Below are 16959 nucleotides of genomic sequence, written 5' to 3'. Positions count from 1 at the left end.
CTCACTCCTCGGGGATGAGCTCCACATCCTCCATGGGGTGCGCCGCTGGCTGTCCCCGCGGCGGGCAGACCAAGAAGCTCAATCTCGCATACACGGGCTGTCCATCGGGCCCGAACTCTTTGATGACGTCGGGGGGATTAACGACCGCGCAGTACCCCGACTCGAAGTAGGTAAAATCCTCAGTGCACCAATTCTGCTCCAGTAACATCAAATAAACGTACTCCGAATAAGCAGCGCTCTTTTTCCGGATTTCCTCGCACTGAGGACCATGCCATCTTCTTCCGCGGAGGAGCGGATCTCTATTATAATTCCACCCCTGACAACATTCGAACAAGCACTCCGCGGGGATGCAGTTCTGATCGAACCAGTTCCCGACGACGGGCTGAGCTCTCTGCGGGTCATCGCCGAACGTGCAGCCCGCGAGGGCGAGCCCCGCGACAGCAGCGGCGATGACCATCGGTGCCGTTCGAACCGCCGTCCGGGTGTTCCAGGCAGGCACCCAGCTCCTCAATTCATGGCGCCTCATGTGAAGATCTCCTCGAGGGGACGGCACTCTGGAGCTTGGCGTGCGTCGCGAAGGGACTCTCAACGCGTCCGACAAGCGCCGGCCACCCGAGGAAGGCCCCTCCCAGACATAAACTAATGGCTCGGCCGCCGCAACGTTTGTGGCAGATGTCGTCGAACTCCTCAACGACATCGCCGTCGCGGCCGGGGCACATTTCGGGACGAGCTCGCGTCGCCGCGCGCAGGTGCGTCGTTCGCCACGCGCTCGGCAGCGGCGCTCTACGCCCCGCAGTCTGTGGAGCGCAGACGGACGCCGGGCACCACAGCCGCTGGCCCCAAGGATTTCGTCCAGATAGAATCGTGCGTTGTTCGCCTTGCTGCACCCGATGGGGACTCTTCGCCGCCCCGCCCGGACAAACTCAAGAACGCCGTCGTCGAGCGCCACGGCGACGCGATCCGGTTCCGTCCCACGCGGCTTCGGTGTCACGAGCGGCGGCCGGTACAGCGCCTCGGCGCTGACCGCTTCGCACGCCTGCGTCCACTCCGCCGTCGTGCGCACCGCTGCGCGTGACGCCCGCGACGTGCCGCGCCGTGCCCAGCATCGGCCGGTGGGCTGCCAGCACCTCGCGGCTCCCTGCCAGCACCTCCCGGCGACTCCCCCAGCAGCCCCGGGATGCCTGCCAGCGTCCGCTGGTACGGCTCCTCGAACGTGCTGGTACGGCTCCTCGAATGTGCTGGTACGGCTCCTCGGACCTGCTGGTACGGCTCTTCGAACGTGCTGGTACGGCTCCTCGAATGTGCTGGTACGGCTCCTCGAACGTGCTGGTACGGCTCCTCGAACGTGCTGGTACGGCTCCTCGAACGTGCTGGTACGGCTCCTCGAACGTGCTGGTACGGCTCCTCGGACCTGCTGACGCGATTCCCGGCCGTCTCGGCGGCGCTGGCCGCGCTCCCGGCCCGCTGGGCCCACGCGCCGGTGCGCAGGGGCGCCCCCCGGGCGCGCTGGCGCAGCGCCGCGGAGACGCAATCGTGCTCTCCGGAGCGCCGGAGCCCACGTGGGTCGTTGCGAGCTCTGCCGTCGTGCTACGTCTGCCCGCTCGCCACCCCAATGGAGGTAGGTTCATGGGAATCGAATTATCGCAAGAGCAGCACGCCGTCCTGAAGGAGACCCGCGCGGTCGCCACCCCCGCGGCGTTCCGGACCCTCCTCGATACCGCGCGCCCCGAGATGGACCGCATCGTCCGCGAGGTCATGGAGCCGAGCCAACCCATCTCGACCACCCTCACGGAGCTCCGGGATCTCTACCTGTCCGTCGTCCAGTACGAGGCGCCGCTCGCCAGCAAGGCCTACGGCCCCGAGCGCCGCGCGCTGCTCCGCGGCGCCATCCAGCTCCTCGACACGGCGAACCTCTGGTTCGGCGAGGGCAAGCGCACGGGCGCCTACCAGGTGCGGCCCGTCGACCAGGTGATCAAGGCGAGCCGGCCCTGGCGCGCGCGGCTCAAGGCGTTCGCCGACCAGGCGTTCGCGTTCGAGCCGGACGTCGCCGACCAGTTCGCCGACGTCAACACGAGCGGCACGCTCACCGAGGAGACCAGCGACCTCGCCATGCTGCTCCGGCTCGCTGAGCAGCACCGGACCCGCCTGTCGCCCGTCGGCCTCACCGAGGAGTTCCTGCGCGAAGGCAGCGCCTTGCTCGACGAGGTGAGCGGCCGCGACCTGCTCGGCATCCTCGGCCTGCGCAACCGGGAAGAGGCGATGGTGCTCCGCAACTCCATCGTGACCTATGCCACGCTGCTCGGGCACGAAGCGCGCGCCGCCGGCGTCAACGCCTGCTGGGACATCCCCGAGGGCAAGCGCCGCTTCAGCGCCGCCTCGTTCCGCAACGCCCTGCGGCGGCTCCGCCCGAAGCGCCGGGGTACCGCCGCCGCGCCGGACGAGCCGGCGCCGCCCGAGCCTCCGTCGGGCGAGTCAACAGGCGCGCCGGTCTGAAGCCGCGCCGGCTCGATAACGCGGCGCGCTAGCGCTGCGGGCCCGCCGTAACGCTCCGTCATTCCACTGCCTCGGCTCACGCCTGCCCGCCCAACGACATGCCGGTCTGCCGCGGCGCGAAGCGCCGCCGACAGCAGCGGCTTGCTGGGCCGTATTCGTACCGCACGGCGTCCTGAGTACCCTGCGGGTTCATAAGATAGGCTCTCTCCAGTTCTCGAGCATGAGCGGGTACCCCGCATCTTGGATCTTGACGAAATGGCGCGTGTTTCCCGTTGCGACAGGAAGTCCATGACGGATCGCCGTCGCTGCAATCAGAGTATCCTCGATCGTCAATTGGCTTCCCAGGCGCTCAAGATCGGCTCGGATCCGGCCCGCGAGCTCGGCTACCGTAGGGTCAAGCCACAAGACCTCTGCTCGCGCCAGCAGCGACAAGAATTGTTGAATCCGATCGTCACGACCCACGCGCGAATAGCCGTAAACTACTTCCATCACGGTGATCACTGAGAGCGTATAGCGTCCTAGCTCTGCGTGATACTTGCGCGCCCTCTCTGCGATGGTCGGATCCTTCGCCTTGAGGATCTCGGACCAGATGTCCGTATCAAGAATGGTTCTCGTCGCCATTGAAAGCCTCGCGCCCCTGGTGGCGCGACGTGATCGCGACCTGGTGGATCTCGTCGGCGAGCTCCGGCTCGTCGGCGAGCAGTCCTAGGAACGGATCGTCCGGTGGGTTCGCCAGCCCCGCCGGCTCGCTCCGGGTGCCGCCCAGCTCCCGAACGATGCGTTCGATGAGCGTGCGCCGCGCATCGGTCGGAAGACTACGGATCTCCTGGAAAATTCGCTCGGCGTCCATCATGCCCAACCTCCACTTCCGCCGCTGTCCAGTCTACCATGTCGCGCCGTTCCCGCCGTTCCCGTCGCGGCAGCCGCTCTGGGGACGCAGGCAGCGCCGGAGGTGGGGCCTCCGTCAAGGGCAGCCTCGGAGCGAACGGTGGCGCAGGGATCGCAGGAGCAGGGGCTGCAGCCGCGCCCGACTGCACCCCACCCCTGCCCACAGTCGAGCGCGATCCCTGGCGGACGGAGCGCCGTCGTACCGAGTGCCGTCGTCATGAGGCCCCGCGCATCCTGGCCGTGGAAGCGGGCCCCGATCGAGAGCGAGGCAGGCACCGGTGGATTGCGCTCCCGCTGCGCACGTGTCCACAGCTCTCCTTCGTCGGGCCTGGGAGGCCGCGGTCACGCAGGCCCACCCGTGCAGCATGACGCCCGGCGGCCCAACGCCTCGCCAATCTGCTGCGGGGCGGGCTGCCGCGCGAAGCGCGGTTGCCCGAACCGGCAGCCGCATTGGCTTGTTCGGCGCCCGGTCAGGAAGAACGAATCACGCGACCACCACCGCGGCTTGCGTTCTCCCGTCGTCATCTCGAAGGGCTGCGCGTCTTTCGTCGGCGCGCGGGCTGCCGCCCCGATGCCGCCCCGAGGCGCTTCTGAATCGCCGCTTGCGTTTGGCGGGGCAGCGTCGCGAGGTACTCCTCCGACAACGCACGAAGCATCGCGTCCGGCAACGCGAGCACCGCCTGCGCCTCGGTGAGCCCGGCGAGGCGCTGCTCGGGCGCGTACGCCTGCAGCACCTGCTCCGGGGCGAGCCCCGCGAGGCGCTGCTCGGGCGCGTACGCCTGCAGCACCTGCTCGGGGGCGAGCCCCGCGAGGCGCTGCTCGGGCGGCAGCCGCGCAACGAGGCGTGCCAGCGCCTGCTCGAAGCTCTCGACGACCCGCTTTTCGTCCTTCATGTGCCGCTTCCTCTGCCCCGGGAGGGGGTGCCGAACTTGCTCGACATGCTCCAGGAGCGCCCAGAACACCGCGACCTCCGCCGGGGAGAGCGCCGGGATGCCGCCGGGGTCGGCGACCATCCCAGGGGTCACAGTGTACAGCAGATGCTCGCCCTCGCGAGCGTTGGCGGGCACCGTCTCCACCACCCGCAGCGGGAAGACACCGAGCCGCCCCTCGTGCGTGCCCGGCCCGGTCGGTGTGAGCGTGCAGCCGAGCGACATCAGCGCCTCGGTGAAGCGCGGGGTGAGGCTGGGCGCGAGCACGCGAAGGGCGACCGCGGCGGGAGCTTCGATCTCGGCGACCACGAGGTACTGGAGCGCATACGCGAGGAGCATGCGCGCGTCGTCGCGCTCGAGCTCGTCGGTCGGCCCCTTGAAGTGCACGAGCGTGTGCTCGGCCAGCTCGCCCACCACGCTCGTGAGCAGGCGCGGCCTGGGTGGGGCTCCGCGACGGCTGCGACGGAGGATGACGATGTCGACGCGGAGGGGCTCGCGGGCGAGCTGGAACTCCGAGATGCACTGGTACCAGCCCTCGGGGAGCACGTGCTCCAGGAGCGCGACGAGCACCGGGTGCCAGGCGGTGTAGACGCGAACACGCCGCTGTCGCTGCGAGGATCGAACCTCGCGCGTCGCCGCCGTGCGGTTGCCCTTCGCCATCAGGAGCAGCGCTACCACGACCGTCGCCCGCCGGCGACTTCGTGGCGTGGCGCGGTGACATCGGCGACGACGTGCTTTGCCCCGCGGCGTTCCCGCCCCGCATCAGGTGTTGGGCGACAACAATCGTCGGCTATGCGCTCTGGCGCCGAACGCCTTGCCGCTGAGCCGCCGCGCCGCAGGCGCGGTCGGATCCAGCGGCTTGTTCGGCGGCGGATGACGCCTGGCAAACATGCCCTCAGATGATTCAACGGGTGTGCTCCCTTGGAAGCGTCCACAGCAGAGCGCAGCTATGCCACGAGAACCGCCGGGTTCACGCGAGCCAGTCTCCGTTCTCATCGACCATTCGGATGCCGGTCGCCTTCTCTATATCGCGGAGGAGCCACAGCCCCGCAGACGAGTGTCTTTGCTCGTCGAGCATCTCCCGTATCACACTCAGCGGATGCACTCGAAGAACACCCGCGAGTTTTTGCGACGTGTGTACATCGTTCGGCGACTGCGTGAAGTATCGCGAAACGAGGCACGCGTGGAAGCGTCGATTCGCGGGGTCATTGGACGCCTCCACGGCCGAGAGCAGCGCATGGAACTGTCCGTCGGAGAGCGCCTTGTTCAGGAGTTCGATGAGCGCCTGCTGAGGGAACTGGCTGAGAGCCGTCCCGAAGATCTCAAGAATGTCATTGAATCCGCCCTGACTCGCGAGCAGCATCGACACCGCGGCCGCGTGGTAGCGTCCCAGCGGAGCCGAGATGCGGACGAACTTACGCAGCGAGTGGTCCCCCGCTGCCCATGCGTCGAGTACGTCGTCAGACACTGGAAGCGCGGCGCTGACGAGGTAGTGGCCCACCAGCGAGTCCGATTGGTCGGTGCTCCAGCGCTCTAGCCGAATCCATTCCCCGAAGTCTCTACTCCCCCGCTCGTCCTTGACTTGCACGCTGAGACCTGTGTCGCTCTCCCACTTGTAGTACTCTAGCAAGAAGCGGTTGAAGCTGAGGTTGGGAAGCGCTCTGATGTTGCGTTGCTGGAAGGCGATCAGAGACGGGATTCCCTTGAGACGAACCCTCGCAAGAGCACGGATTACATCTTCTATCGCGATCGGGGTGATCGTCCCGCGAACTCGCTTCCAGATTTCGTCGACCAGGTACTCGGGTGGGTCCTCGAGATCTGCCATCGCGCGGAGCGGGGGGATGGTATTCAAGTTCGAGAACGAGTCCGGCAGAGCTTTGATCATCTCTTCCAGGACGGCATTTCCGTGGCGCCTCACGAGGACCCTCCACCCGAGAACCTCGGGTCCCTTCTCTACCCATGTTCGCGCGATTTCGTCGTCTATGTCATTGGATACATAGTTGTAGAGCTTGTGAACGTTCGGCAGGGGGTGATGGTCGGCGAACGCGACCTTCTGGAACGCCCCGACCCAGGGATCGCCCTTCTCGACGATCGCATATGAAAGCGCATCGTGAGCGTCGCCCGAAATGTCCCAAAAGCGAGAGAGCAGGTCCGCGAAGACAGCGTCATCGGCGCATGAGACTAGGATGCCATTGAGCTCGATGAACAGCGACGAGTTCAGTCGTTTGGCCAGTAGCTCTGCGTAGTTGGCAGCCACCCAGCGCGCGAGTTCAACGTTCGCTCCGCGGCGGGCCGCCGGTCTGAGTAGCCACGCGTGCTCGAAGAGCGTGGACAGGTGCGGCTCGACCCAGCCAGGTATCGATCGGCAACACGCGATGGCCGTTGCAGCAGCGATATGTGCCGGAGCGCGCCGTGACGAGGCAAGTCCCTGGAGCCACGGGAGCCAACGGTCGTCTCCGCGTTCCGCGACAGCCTCGAGCAACTCGGTCACGCTATGACCATCGGCCCAGGCGGCTATCTCAGCACGATGGTTCCACAAAGAATTCATGTCCAGCGCATCATCGATATCGAACAAGCGGTCCTGCGCCAGGAGTTCGCTGCGAATGCGAAGCGCCTCACGGAACACGCGTCCGTCTCGGCAACGGAGGCCTGCGATTACGCCGCGCCTTCTAATCGCGTCGTTGTCATGCACGAGCATCGCCCCAATCTGGGTAGCCAGCTCCGCAGGCTCGGCTGCGACCGCCAGTCGCGTCGCCCACTCGATGTCGCGCGTCCTGAGCGTCTGCAGCATCGCGTCGTCGACTCTGGATCCGGATTCGACGGCAAGGTCCAGGGAGTCTCGCAGATCGAGCCGCGGGAGCGCGCGAAGGATCTCAGCAGACTCGATCAAACCGACGCCCACCAGCCAGTTCCAGTAGAGGTCATGCACCGGCCTCGGCTCTCGCAGGTCGCTCCCCAGCGCGCCCAGGCTCCTCGTGAGGTCGAGCGCGTTCGGAATCTTGAGCGTCGCTGCGGCGCTGCGGAGCTTCGATTCGAAGACACCGCGCCGTTGCTCGCTCCCTTCGAGCGCCGTGCGGGCAGCCGCAGTAGCCAAGGCAGAAGTCAGCGCGTCTGAACGTGTCTCGAGCAGTCGCTCGTGGAGCCGCGCAATCATGTCGCCCCTCGCGCCGGCCTGGCCTCCGAGGAGTATGTGCAGGAGCAGGGCGATCGGTAGCCTCAATAGCTCGAGAAGCGATGCCGGTGGAGACGGTTGGCTTGGGAAGGCGGTCACGAGGACCGACTGAACCATGTGGCCCGGGAGAGGCTCCAGGGTAAACGACTCGAAGCGTGCGTCATACGGCGCGCTATGTCGGCCGGTAGCCACCATCGTGGCATTCGCGAGGCCCAGGAGCGCGTCACGGTGAGCGTGCGAATTGCCGGCGCCGAACTCAGTCCATCCGTCGACGAATACAACGACTCTTCCGTCACTGAATGTAGCGACTGGGTCGAGGCCGCATTCGGAGAGATACTCGAGAATGGCTGCCCAAGACCCGAAGCGCCCCCCTGTCACGTAAATCGGTATCAGCCCCGGCGCATGCAACATGGCGTCGGCGGCGTGCCATAGCGCGTGTGTCTTTCCAGAGCCAGGTGGAGCGAGGATTAGGAAACGACCTCTCCGGGCCGCAAGCTCGGCGAGCGAGAGGGAGATCTCGTCCTTGGAGGACTTCTCTTTGTCGGGTGGGAGTAACCGCCTTACTCGTCGCGGGAACCGACTCAGTTCGTCGATTGCCGTCCGCACCGAAGGCGACGCACCTGGGAATAGCAGTTGGAGCGATCCAGGACGAGCGTCGTCGAGCAGCACGCGAGCGATCTCGCGCAAGGTGGACTCGGGTTGTGCTACGCGTTCGCGACGAAGTGGTGACTGAGTTGAAGTCGTGGCCTGGTTCACCTCCCAACTTGCGGAGGGCGGCTCCGTCGGCGTTCCGGTTTCAGGCGCCTGAAGTCGCTCCAGGGCCCGCTGGAAGACCTCGACCTCCTTGCGGGGGCCGGCCAGGGCGACGGCGTTCTTCAGCCAGAGCGCCAGAGGCGCGGTGCCGTCCACCAGCGCGGCGGTCGCGTTGAGCGCATCCAGATCGGTCAGGATCTGCTCTCCCGGTGCTGCAACTTGCGGCAGGCTGGCGACAAACCTCCCGTCGAGGCCTGCCAGAAGCGCGGCACGGCTCCCCGAGAGCTGCGCCGACACGATCGCCCCGTGCACATCCAGGATCTCAGCGTGGCTCAGCTTGCCCACGGCCGGCAGGGTAGATCATGCCCGTCCCAACGGGAAGGTGCGCTGGTCACCTCCCGGGCGCGCCCCAGGTGTCGCCGAACCGACCCGAGTTGGGGTCGGCGCGTTGGCATGACACTCGCCCGCCGAACGTCGCAATCAGTCGTGATGCGCGATATATCTACGCATTTCACATGTAGGCCGCGAGCCGTGGCACCCTATCTCCATATTCCCGAGGATAAGTCGCGGCCCATCATGGCCTATCTCCGCAATCCCGCAGATAGGCCACGGCCTTCCGCAGCCTATCTGCGGGATTGCGGAGATAGGCCGCCGCTGCGTACCTACGTATTCCCGTTGCTAGGTCTCGGACGGCGACGGCGTGTCGTCGCGCAAGATTCGCGCCGACGGCTGGGTACCCATCCGCTTCTACAGCGGCAAGCCCCCACGGCAGATGGGCGCGGAAGAGGTCACGGCCTTCCTTGACGAGCTTGCGGTCGCACGCCGCCCCGCGGCATCCACGCAGAACCAAGCGCTGTGCGCGCTCCTCTTCCTTTACAAGCGGGTTCTCGACCTGCAGATACCCCGGCTCGAAGCGCTCGAACGGGCACGCCGGCCGGAGCACCTCCCCTCGGTCCTCTCGCGGCTCGACATCAGGACGATCCAGACGCTGCTCGGCCACAACGATGGGCGGACCACGATGATCGACGCCCACATCGTCGACCGCGGCCCTCTCGGCGCCATCAGCCCCCTTGGCCGCTGACCGCCGCGTCAGCGGGGAGCGCCTTGAGCTCCGACCCCACCCCGTCGTCCCGGCCCCACTCATCGTGAAAGGTAGCGTACCTGACGGCTGCGCCGCCTTGTCAAGGAGACCAACGCGTGCTCGTGCGGGCTCCACACCGGACGACTCGAGCTCGGCCGCGGCGTCCACGCCGCGCGCTCGCAACGGGCATCCCCCTCGCCGATCCCGTCATCGTCACGCCCACCGGGGCAGCTCCGTCCCGAAGCAGGCGGGCGGCCCAGGATCTGGGCGCCGGCGTGCCATGGGCGATGCCGCGCGCCACGCACGTGACGTGGGCGCCGCCTCGTTCCGCAGCGGCCTCGAAGCGCGAAGCGCTTGCCCAACGTTCGGGGTCACTACGCGCGGGGTCGTGCCTTGCGTGGCCGGCCCCGCTTGACCGGCGGAAGCTCCCGCTGGCGGAACAGCACCCCAGGCCGGACGCCGAGCACGTCGGCCAGCCTCACAAGGACGGCCACCCCGACGTTGGTCTTGGCCCGCTCGATCTGCTGGAGGAAGCGGAGGGCGACACCTGCTGCGTCGGCGAGCTCTTGCTGCGTCATGCCGCGCTTCAGGCGGATCCGGCGAACGTTGGCCCCGATGAAGCGGAGCACCTCCTCCAGCCGAGCATCAGACATGACGAAAGCGCAGCTTCTCGTGCGATCTTGAATAACGCAAATTCGATCGCATTTGCGTTGCCGTGAGCGCCTGCACCACCTAAACTCCCCGCAAACAAGTGCTGCCCGCGACAGCGCCAACTGTCCGGGCAGCGTGGCCGAACCCCGCGAAACCGAGGTCCGACATGAGAACAGTACGTCCGCGCCCCGAAGAGGGCCAAGAGATCGATCCGCCCTCGCGCCGCCGCCGGCGCACCGCCGCCCGCGGCCGGCTCGGTCGCCCGCCCGAGCCCCGTCACGCGTCGTCTCACCCCGCCGTCTATCTCGAAGCCACGGCGCTCCTCGAGCACCGCCCGCTCATCCGGAGCACGCTGCGCGCCCGTGGCGTTCGCGCCGCGGATCTCGACGACGTCACGCAGGAGACCGTGCTCGGCGCCTTTCGCAGCATGCGCGCCGGCCGCTTCCGGCCGTCCCTCGATCAGCCGCCGGGCGACGCCCTGCGCGCCTGGTTGACGGCGGTTGCCTCGCGGCAGGCTTCGCACTACCGCGACAAGGCGTACCGCCGATATGAGGTGGCCGCGGTCGAGCCTCACCGGCTCGCGGCGTTCGCTGCGCCCTCTCCGGAGCCGCGCCTCGTGGCGCGCGGGCTGCTCCGCGCCTTCCACCGCCTCCGCGCGGAGCTGCGCGACGTCCTGGCGCTCACCGCCACGGGCCTCACGATGCGCGAGATCGCCGAAGCGCTCGCGATCCCGAGGCCGACCGTCGCCACGCGGCTCCGCCTCGCGCGGCGTCTCTTCGCCCGAGCCCTCACACGCCGGCGGAGGTGGCCCCGATGAGCAGCGCCCCCGTCGACGCGCCCGCCGAGACGGCGGCCGAGATCCCGACCGCGACCGAGGCCGGCCTGATCGAGATGGTGCTCGGCATCCCGGCCGTGGGGCCGCGCATCCTCGGCACGGCCGCCCTCCCGTCCCTCGGTCGCCTCTCTCCCGCGGCGCTCGCCGAGCGAACCCAGATCGCGCTCCTGGACGCCACCCGGCTCGCCGCGGCCTTCGAGCTCGGCCGCCGCGCCCACGCCGCGCGCGCTCGCCGAGGCGCGCTCCTCACCGACGCCGCGCGCGTGGCGCGCTACTTCGGCCCGAAGCTCGCTTCCCTCGTCCACGAGGAGCTCTGGATCGCGTCGCTCGACAGCCACGGCCGCGTGCGCGAGACGCGCATGCTCGCCCGCGGTGTCGACGACGCCCTCTATGCGGGCCGCGCGACCATCCTGCGCGCTGCGCTGGACATGGCAGCCGTCAGCTTCGTCCTGGCCCACAACCACCCGAGCGGCGATCCGACGCCGACCGGAGAGGACCATGCGATGACCCACGAGCTGCGCCACCTCTCCCATGAGCTGAACGTCCCGCTCCAGGCGCACGTCATCGTCACGCCCAGCGGTCGATACGCCGCCGTCCTGGAGTAGCCATCGCGGGTCGCAGCGCGCCAGCCTGGTCCTCCCCCGCTTCCGTCGACACCCCCGACGGCACCAGGAGGCAGGGATGGGACGGAGAAAGAGGAGGGCGTTCACGCCCGAGTTCAAGGCGGAGGCGGTACGGCTGGCGAAGGCGAGCGACCGGAGCATCGGCCAGGTGGCGAAGGACCTCGACCTGACCGAGACGGCGCTGCGCGACTGGATCAAGCGCGCGGACACCGACGCGGGCCACGGCCCGCCGGGGGCGCTGACGACGCCGGAGCGTGAGGAACTGCAGCGGCTGCGCCGCGACGTGAAGCGGCTGGAGATGGAGCGCGAGATCTTAAAAAAAGCGGCGGCCTTCTTCGCGAAGGAAAACGAGTGAGGTTCGAGTTCATCGACGCGGAGAAGGCGCACTACCCGGTGCTGGTGCTGTGCGCGGTGCTGCTGGTCTCGCGCAGCGGCTACTACGGGTGGGCCAAGCGCTCGGAGTCCGCGCGGGCCAAGTCCGACGCTCAACTGAGCGTGCAGATCAGGGCCGTGCACCACAAGAGCCGTGGCCGCTACGGCAGTCCGCGCATCCACGCGGAGCTGCGTGCTCGCGGCATGCGTGTCGGCAAGAAACGGGTCGAGCGGCTGATGCGCGCTCAGAGGCTCGCGGCTCGGAGGAAGCGGCGCTTCCGCCGCACCACCGACTCGCGGCACAACGGCCCGATCGCCCCGAATGTGATCGAGCGGCAATTCGATGCTCGAGCGCCCAACCAAGTCTGGGTGACGGACGTGACGTACATTCCCACCGGCGAGGGCTGGCTGTACTTGGCCGTGATCCTGGACCTGTTCTCGCGCCGCGTGGTCGGCTGGGCCGCGAGCGCGTTCAACGATCGCGCCCTGGCGCTCACCGCGCTCGCGTTCGCCTTGGGAACGCGGCGGCCGGCGCCTGGGCTGGTGCACCACTCGGATCGCGGCAGCCCCTACGCCAGCGACGACTACCGGCTCGTGCTCGGGGCCCACGGGCTCATCCCGAGCATGAGCCGCGCCGGCGACTGCTGGGACAACGCCGTGGCCGAGAGCTTCTTCGCGACGCTGAAGGCGGAGCTGGTCGAGCACGAGCGCTACCCGACGCGAGCGGCCGCCATCGCATCGATCGGAGACTACATCGAGAACTTCTACAACCTGAAACGACGGCACTCACGGCTCGCCTACATGAGCCCGATCGAGTTCGAATTGAAGACCTACGTGACCGCGCGCGCGGCATAGTGAGACTGTCCGCGGAACCGGGGGAGGACCAGCCTCGCCTGAGCTCCTGCTGAGGGGAGCGGGTGGCGTCTATGCGCGGGAGGAGCGCAGAGCTCGCGCCCGAGCTCGGCCAGCCCGCCGTCTGGGTCGGCGGAACGAGCTCGCCCTAGTACCGCGGGTCAGAACTCCCGCCAGGGATCTGCCGCGCGAGCGAAGAGAAATTAACGCAAAGGCGCAAAGGCGCAAAGGCGCAAAGGCGCAAAGGCGCAAAGGCGCAAAGGCGCAAAGGCGCAAAGGCGCAAAGGCGCAAAGGCGCAAAGGCGCAAAGGCGCAAAGGCGCAAAGGCGCAAAACTACAAACCTTTTTTTGCGCCTTTGCGCCTTTGCGCCTTTGCGTTGAAATCTCTCTCCGGATCCCTGGCGGGCGGAACTAGGAACGCGGGTCGCGGCGAGGCCCGCAGCGCGCGGGCGCCGCTCCGGCCACGTCAGAGCAAGGTCAGGAGGCGCCGGGCGCGGGCCTCGGCTGCCTGGATGATCGGCTCGGACTCGGCCTCGGGGATCTCGAGCTTCTTGCACAGGGCGGCGATGTACTGCTTCTCCGCCTCGTGCTGCTCGCCGTCGACGAAGGTGAGCAGCACCGCGTGCTGGAGCAGCGCGCGGCGGTCTTCGCCGCCGAGCTCGCCGAGCGGCACGTCGTCCAGGGTCCTCCGCTCGGCGGCGTAGGCGCGGATCTCCTTGGCCTGATCCTCGTTCGCCTCGAAGGCCGCGATCAGCCCCTCCACCATCTCGCGCTCGGCGTCGTGGAACTCGCCGTCCGCCCACGCCACGCTCACGAGCGACTTCACGATCGCCATGCTCTGCTCTTGCATGGCGACGAGTGTCGTCGCTCCTCCGGGGCAACGTCAATCGCGAGGGGGCGGCGTCCTCGCCTCGGCGTGCGGCACGACGTGGAGGGCGCCGCGCGCGAGCGGCTCGGCCAGCGAGGCGAAGAGCTCCGGCCGCAGCGTCCCGGCGAGCCCGGCGCAGAGCAGCGCGAGCGCGACGAGCGCGAGCCACAAGGACAGACCTCTCCGGCGCGGGGTCACCACGGGCGCAGGCGGCCTGCTGTCCTCGTCCAGCGCGAGCGGCTCGACGTCGGGCGCGGCGCGCTCGGACGGAACGGGACGGCTCGCCCCGGAGAGCGGCGAGCGCGCGCCCTGGAGGGCGAGCGCGGAGCTCGCGGAGAGGGATGCGACCGGCGGCGGCGTGAGGGTGAGGTCGAGGCCCGCGAGCGCCTTCATGCTGCGCGCTGCGCGGCGCTGCGCGCTGTGCTCCGACTGCGCCACGAAGCGCGCGACGAGCTCGTCGACCCGGGAAGCGCCAGCGCCGGCGCCGTCCGCCGGGGGGCGCGCGCTCGGGGACCGCCGCGAGGCGCTCCACACGATGGCGTCGATGGGGCCGAGGCCCGCCGGACACGGCTCCTCCGCCGGTGCCGCGTCCGCGGGCGGATCGGAGGGAGCTGCGTGCGCGGGCGGGTCGGCCGGGGCGGCGTCCGCGGGCGGGTCGGCCGGAGCGGCGTCCGCGGGCGGGTCGGCCGGAGCGGCGTCCGCGGGCGGCACGACGTCGGGCGCCGACACCGGGGCCACGGCCTCCACCGCGAGCGATGCCTCGGCTGGCAGGGCAGGAGCCGCCAGGGGCGCGGAGGCCGGCGCGGGCAGAGCGTCGTCGCTGCGCGGCGCCGGAAGCGGCCAAGGCAGCGTGTGCCGCGCCGCCGGCGTCTCTTCGACCGCCGCTCGAGGACCCACGGGCAGGCCGCCGAGGTGCTCCCGGCCGAGGTGCTCCCGATGGACGAGCGGCCAGCCGCCGTACGCCGGGGTGACCTGGAGAGCTGCTGCCTCCTCGACCTTGTAATGAATGGCGGGCGCGCGCGCGGTCTCGACCGCCTCCGGCGGGACGTCGGTCACGTCGGCGGTCGCCTCCGCCGGAGGGGCCGCCACGGCGCCCTCGGCCGCCATCATCTCGGCCCAGACGGCCGTGGCCACGGTCGGCGTCGGCTCCTGCGAGAGCGGGACGACGCCGGCAGGATCCGGCGAGAACTCGACGAGGATGGACTGGGTCGGCGTCGGCTCCCGGGGAGGCGACTCGACGACGGCGGGGGCAGGGGAGACGTCGACGAGGAACACCTCGATCCCCTCCGGGCTCGTGAGCGCCTCCCCGTACGCCGAGGCGCCGCAGACGACCGGCGAGGAGGCGACGACGGCGCGCGCCTCGGCAGGCGCAAGCGCTTCCACCGCCGGCGCGATCGGCGAGCTCGACGCGATCGGCGCCACGGGCGCGATCGACCGCACTGGCTCGATGAGCTCCGGGATCAACGGGATCTCGGCCGGCGCTCCGTCCGCCTCGACCTCCACGACCGCCTGCACGACGGTCGGCGTAGGCTCCGGAAAAGCCTCCGCTTGCGCGGCGGCGTGTGCGGGAGGCTCGACCGCGTCGGTCTGCGCGGCGGCGTGGGTGGAAGGCTCGGGCGCCCCGGCATGCTCGTCGGCGCCCGCGGCGCGCTCGGGCGACGGCTCGACGGCGGCGGTCCCAGTGACCTCGCCCGCGATCGCGGGGGAAAGCGAACGCCCCGCGGTCGCGCACGCGACCAGCCCGGGGCTGAGGGTGAGCTCCACGATCGCAGGCGCGACCGGCCCCGGGCTGAGGGTGAGCTCCACGATCGCCGGCGCCGGCGCCGGGGCCTCGGCGCGCGCCGCGGCGGCCTCGGCGCGCGCCGCGGCGGCCTCGACGCGCGCCGTCACGGCGGCCGGCTCGCGCGCCGCGACCGCGGCCTCGGCGCGCGGCGCGCGCTCCGGTCGCGCGGGCGGCGGCCGCACCCCGTCGCTCGCCCCCTGGGCCGCGGGCCTCTCCCGGACCTCCGCCCGCGCGCGCCTCAGCCGGCCGGCCTCCTTGGCGCGCAGCGTCTCGCGGGCGAGCCGCGCCAGCGCGCGCCGGGCCGCGTTGCGGTTCACCGGGATCAGCGCGGCCTCGAGCTCCCGCGCCACCGCGTCCGGGTCCTGCTCGGACGCGGGGCGCGGGCGCGCCGTCGCCGCGAGGTTCGGCATGCTCCCGGCCGACGCGGAGAGCAGCCGCGCGAGCAGATCGCGCAGCAGCCGCGCCGCCTCGGCGGGCGCCACCGGCTCGCCGCGCGAGCGCACCGTGACCGTGCCCTCGGTCGTGAGCAGCACCGCGCGATCGTCCAGCCGCAGCGGCAGCCGCGACGTCGCGTCGCCGACCGCCAGCGCGAGGTAGCCCGAGGTCTCCGGCACCAGCGACGCGCACCGCGCGTGCGCCGCCGCGAGCACCTCCTCCAGCGTGACGCAGGCGCTCACGAGAGCCCCCGCGCCGCCGCGCCGCTCGACCCGCCCGCGCGCGCCGGCCTGACCGGCACCCCCGCCGCCTCGAGGTACGCCTTCGCCTCGCCGATCGTGTACTCGCCGTCGTGGAAGATCGACGCGGCGAGCGCGGCGTCGGCGCCGCCCTCCACGAGGCCGGCGCGCAGGTGATCCAGGTTCCCCACGCCGCCCGACGCGATCACCGGGACCGGCACGGCCCGCGCGATGGCGGCCGTCAGCAGGAGGTCGTATCCGTCCCGCGTGCCGTCGCGGTCCATGCTCGTGACGAGCAGCTCGCCGGCGCCCGCGCGCGCGATCTCCTCGGCCCACGCGACCGCGTCGCGCCCCGTGTCCCGCCGGCCGCCGTGGGTCACCACCGTCCAGGCCACGCGCGAGGGATCCGGGATCCGGCGCGCGTCGATCGCCACCACGATCGCCTGCGTGCCCCACCGGTCCGCGGCGCGCCGCACGAGGTCGGGATCGTTCACGGCGGCGGTGTTGATCGCCACCTTGTCGGCCCCGGCGTGGAGGAGCGCCTCGATGTCCTGCTCGGACTTGACGCCCCCGCCGACCGTCAGCGGGGTGAACAGCACGTCCGCCGTGCGCGCCACGACGTCCAGGATGATGCCGCGCTTCTCGTGCGACGCGGTGATGTCGAGGAACGTGATCTCGTCCGCGCCCTCGGCGTCGTAGCGGCGGGCGGCCTCGACGGGATCGCCGGCGTCCCGCAGCCCCACAAAGCGGACGCCCTTCACGACGCGGCCGTCCTTGACGTCGAGGCACGGGATGATGCGCTTCGCGAGCATACGTCCGCGTTAGCGTACCTTCCGGCCGCGGGCCAACTGTTGCGCGGCGCGCCGGCGCCGGCGCCGCGGGCGCGACCTCCCGTGGTTTCGCCGTCGTTTCTGCCGCGAGGACGGCGCCGCGCGCGCGCCGGATCGCCCGGAGCCTGACCGCGCCGCGGTTCCTCGCTACCATG

At 70.0% G+C, this 16959-nt stretch carries 14 protein-coding genes; 5 read left to right on the top strand and 9 right to left on the bottom strand.

Features of this window, described 5'->3' with window-relative positions:
* Position 1: 1 nt before the first annotated feature.
* Positions 2-526, bottom strand: a complete 525-nt coding sequence (locus WMF20_RS34530) for a hypothetical protein (RefSeq protein ID WP_437606091.1) — start codon at positions 524-526, stop codon at positions 2-4.
* A 1100-nt stretch (positions 527-1626) separates the two neighbouring features.
* On the opposite strand from WMF20_RS34530, the gene WMF20_RS34525 reads away from it, so the two are divergent.
* Positions 1627-2493: a hypothetical protein gene (locus WMF20_RS34525; protein WP_437606090.1), complete on the top strand. Its 867-nt coding sequence runs from the start codon at positions 1627-1629 to the stop codon at positions 2491-2493.
* A gap of 189 nt (positions 2494-2682) precedes the next feature.
* Here the strand turns inward: WMF20_RS34525 and WMF20_RS34520 are convergent, their stop codons facing one another.
* From WMF20_RS34520 to WMF20_RS34505, 4 genes are all read right to left on the bottom strand, one after another.
* Entirely contained in the window at positions 2683-3114 is a 432-nt protein-coding gene (locus tag WMF20_RS34520) for a type II toxin-antitoxin system VapC family toxin (protein ID WP_437606088.1), read from the bottom strand.
* Positions 3092-3346 (bottom strand): hypothetical protein, encoded by a 255-nt coding sequence (locus WMF20_RS34515; protein ID WP_437606087.1) that lies wholly within the window; start codon positions 3344-3346, stop codon positions 3092-3094. The genes WMF20_RS34520 and WMF20_RS34515 overlap by 23 nt, the downstream gene beginning before the upstream one ends.
* A 556-nt stretch (positions 3347-3902) precedes the next feature.
* Positions 3903-4988 carry a hypothetical protein gene (locus WMF20_RS34510; RefSeq protein WP_437606086.1) on the bottom strand — a complete coding sequence of 362 codons (1086 nt, stop codon included), beginning with the start codon at positions 4986-4988 and terminating at the stop codon, positions 3903-3905.
* 292 nt (positions 4989-5280) lie between these two features.
* The gene (locus tag WMF20_RS34505) at positions 5281-8580 is read right to left on the bottom strand and encodes a hypothetical protein (RefSeq protein WP_437606085.1); all 3300 of its coding nucleotides are present in this window, start codon (positions 8578-8580) and stop codon (positions 5281-5283) included.
* 355 nt (positions 8581-8935) lie between these two features.
* Here WMF20_RS34505 and WMF20_RS34500 point away from each other — a divergent pair, with 355 nt between their 5' ends.
* Positions 8936-9316: a site-specific integrase gene (locus WMF20_RS34500; protein ID WP_437606084.1), complete on the top strand. Its 381-nt coding sequence runs from the start codon at positions 8936-8938 to the stop codon at positions 9314-9316.
* A 374-nt stretch (positions 9317-9690) separates the two neighbouring features.
* Here the strand turns inward: WMF20_RS34500 and WMF20_RS34495 are convergent, their stop codons facing one another.
* Entirely contained in the window at positions 9691-9969 is a 279-nt protein-coding gene (locus WMF20_RS34495) for a helix-turn-helix domain-containing protein (RefSeq protein WP_437606083.1), read from the bottom strand.
* Positions 9970-10133: 164 nt separating this feature from the next.
* On the opposite strand from WMF20_RS34495, the gene WMF20_RS34490 reads away from it, so the two are divergent.
* From WMF20_RS34490 to WMF20_RS34480, 3 genes are all read left to right on the top strand, one after another.
* On the top strand, positions 10134-10784 hold the full coding sequence (locus tag WMF20_RS34490; protein ID WP_437606082.1) for a sigma-70 family RNA polymerase sigma factor: 651 nt from the start codon (positions 10134-10136) through the stop codon (positions 10782-10784).
* Positions 10781-11407, top strand: a complete 627-nt coding sequence (locus WMF20_RS34485; protein WP_437606081.1) for a JAB domain-containing protein — start codon at positions 10781-10783, stop codon at positions 11405-11407. Before WMF20_RS34490 ends, WMF20_RS34485 begins: the two co-directional genes overlap by 4 nt.
* A 76-nt stretch (positions 11408-11483) precedes the next feature.
* A protein-coding gene (locus tag WMF20_RS34480) for an IS3 family transposase (RefSeq protein WP_437606080.1) occupies positions 11484-12652 on the top strand; the annotation gives its coding sequence in 2 pieces (ribosomal slippage) (positions 11484-11736 and positions 11736-12652; 1170 coding nt in all).
* A gap of 463 nt (positions 12653-13115) precedes the next feature.
* Here the strand turns inward: WMF20_RS34480 and WMF20_RS34475 are convergent.
* Genes WMF20_RS34475 through hisF form a run of 3 tightly spaced genes read right to left on the bottom strand, consistent with a single transcriptional unit; the run spans position 13116 to position 16786 of the window.
* Positions 13116-13499 carry a TerB family tellurite resistance protein gene (locus tag WMF20_RS34475; RefSeq protein ID WP_437606079.1) on the bottom strand — a complete coding sequence of 128 codons (384 nt, stop codon included), beginning with the start codon at positions 13497-13499 and terminating at the stop codon, positions 13116-13118.
* 33 nt (positions 13500-13532) lie between these two features.
* Positions 13533-15977 (bottom strand): hypothetical protein, encoded by a 2445-nt coding sequence (locus tag WMF20_RS34470; protein ID WP_437606078.1) that lies wholly within the window; start codon positions 15975-15977, stop codon positions 13533-13535.
* Positions 15974-16786 carry an imidazole glycerol phosphate synthase subunit HisF gene (gene hisF, locus WMF20_RS34465; RefSeq protein WP_061621304.1) on the bottom strand — a complete coding sequence of 271 codons (813 nt, stop codon included), beginning with the start codon at positions 16784-16786 and terminating at the stop codon, positions 15974-15976. The genes WMF20_RS34470 and hisF overlap by 4 nt, the downstream gene beginning before the upstream one ends.
* Between the last annotated feature and the right edge of the window lie 173 nt (positions 16787-16959).

Origin of the sequence: Sorangium sp. So ce834 (assembly GCF_051521425.1) — a bacterium.
In the GTDB taxonomy this organism is placed as follows: Bacteria; Myxococcota_A; Polyangia; order Polyangiales; family Polyangiaceae; genus Sorangium; species Sorangium cellulosum_D.
This window is presented reverse-complemented; position numbering and strand designations above follow the sequence as displayed.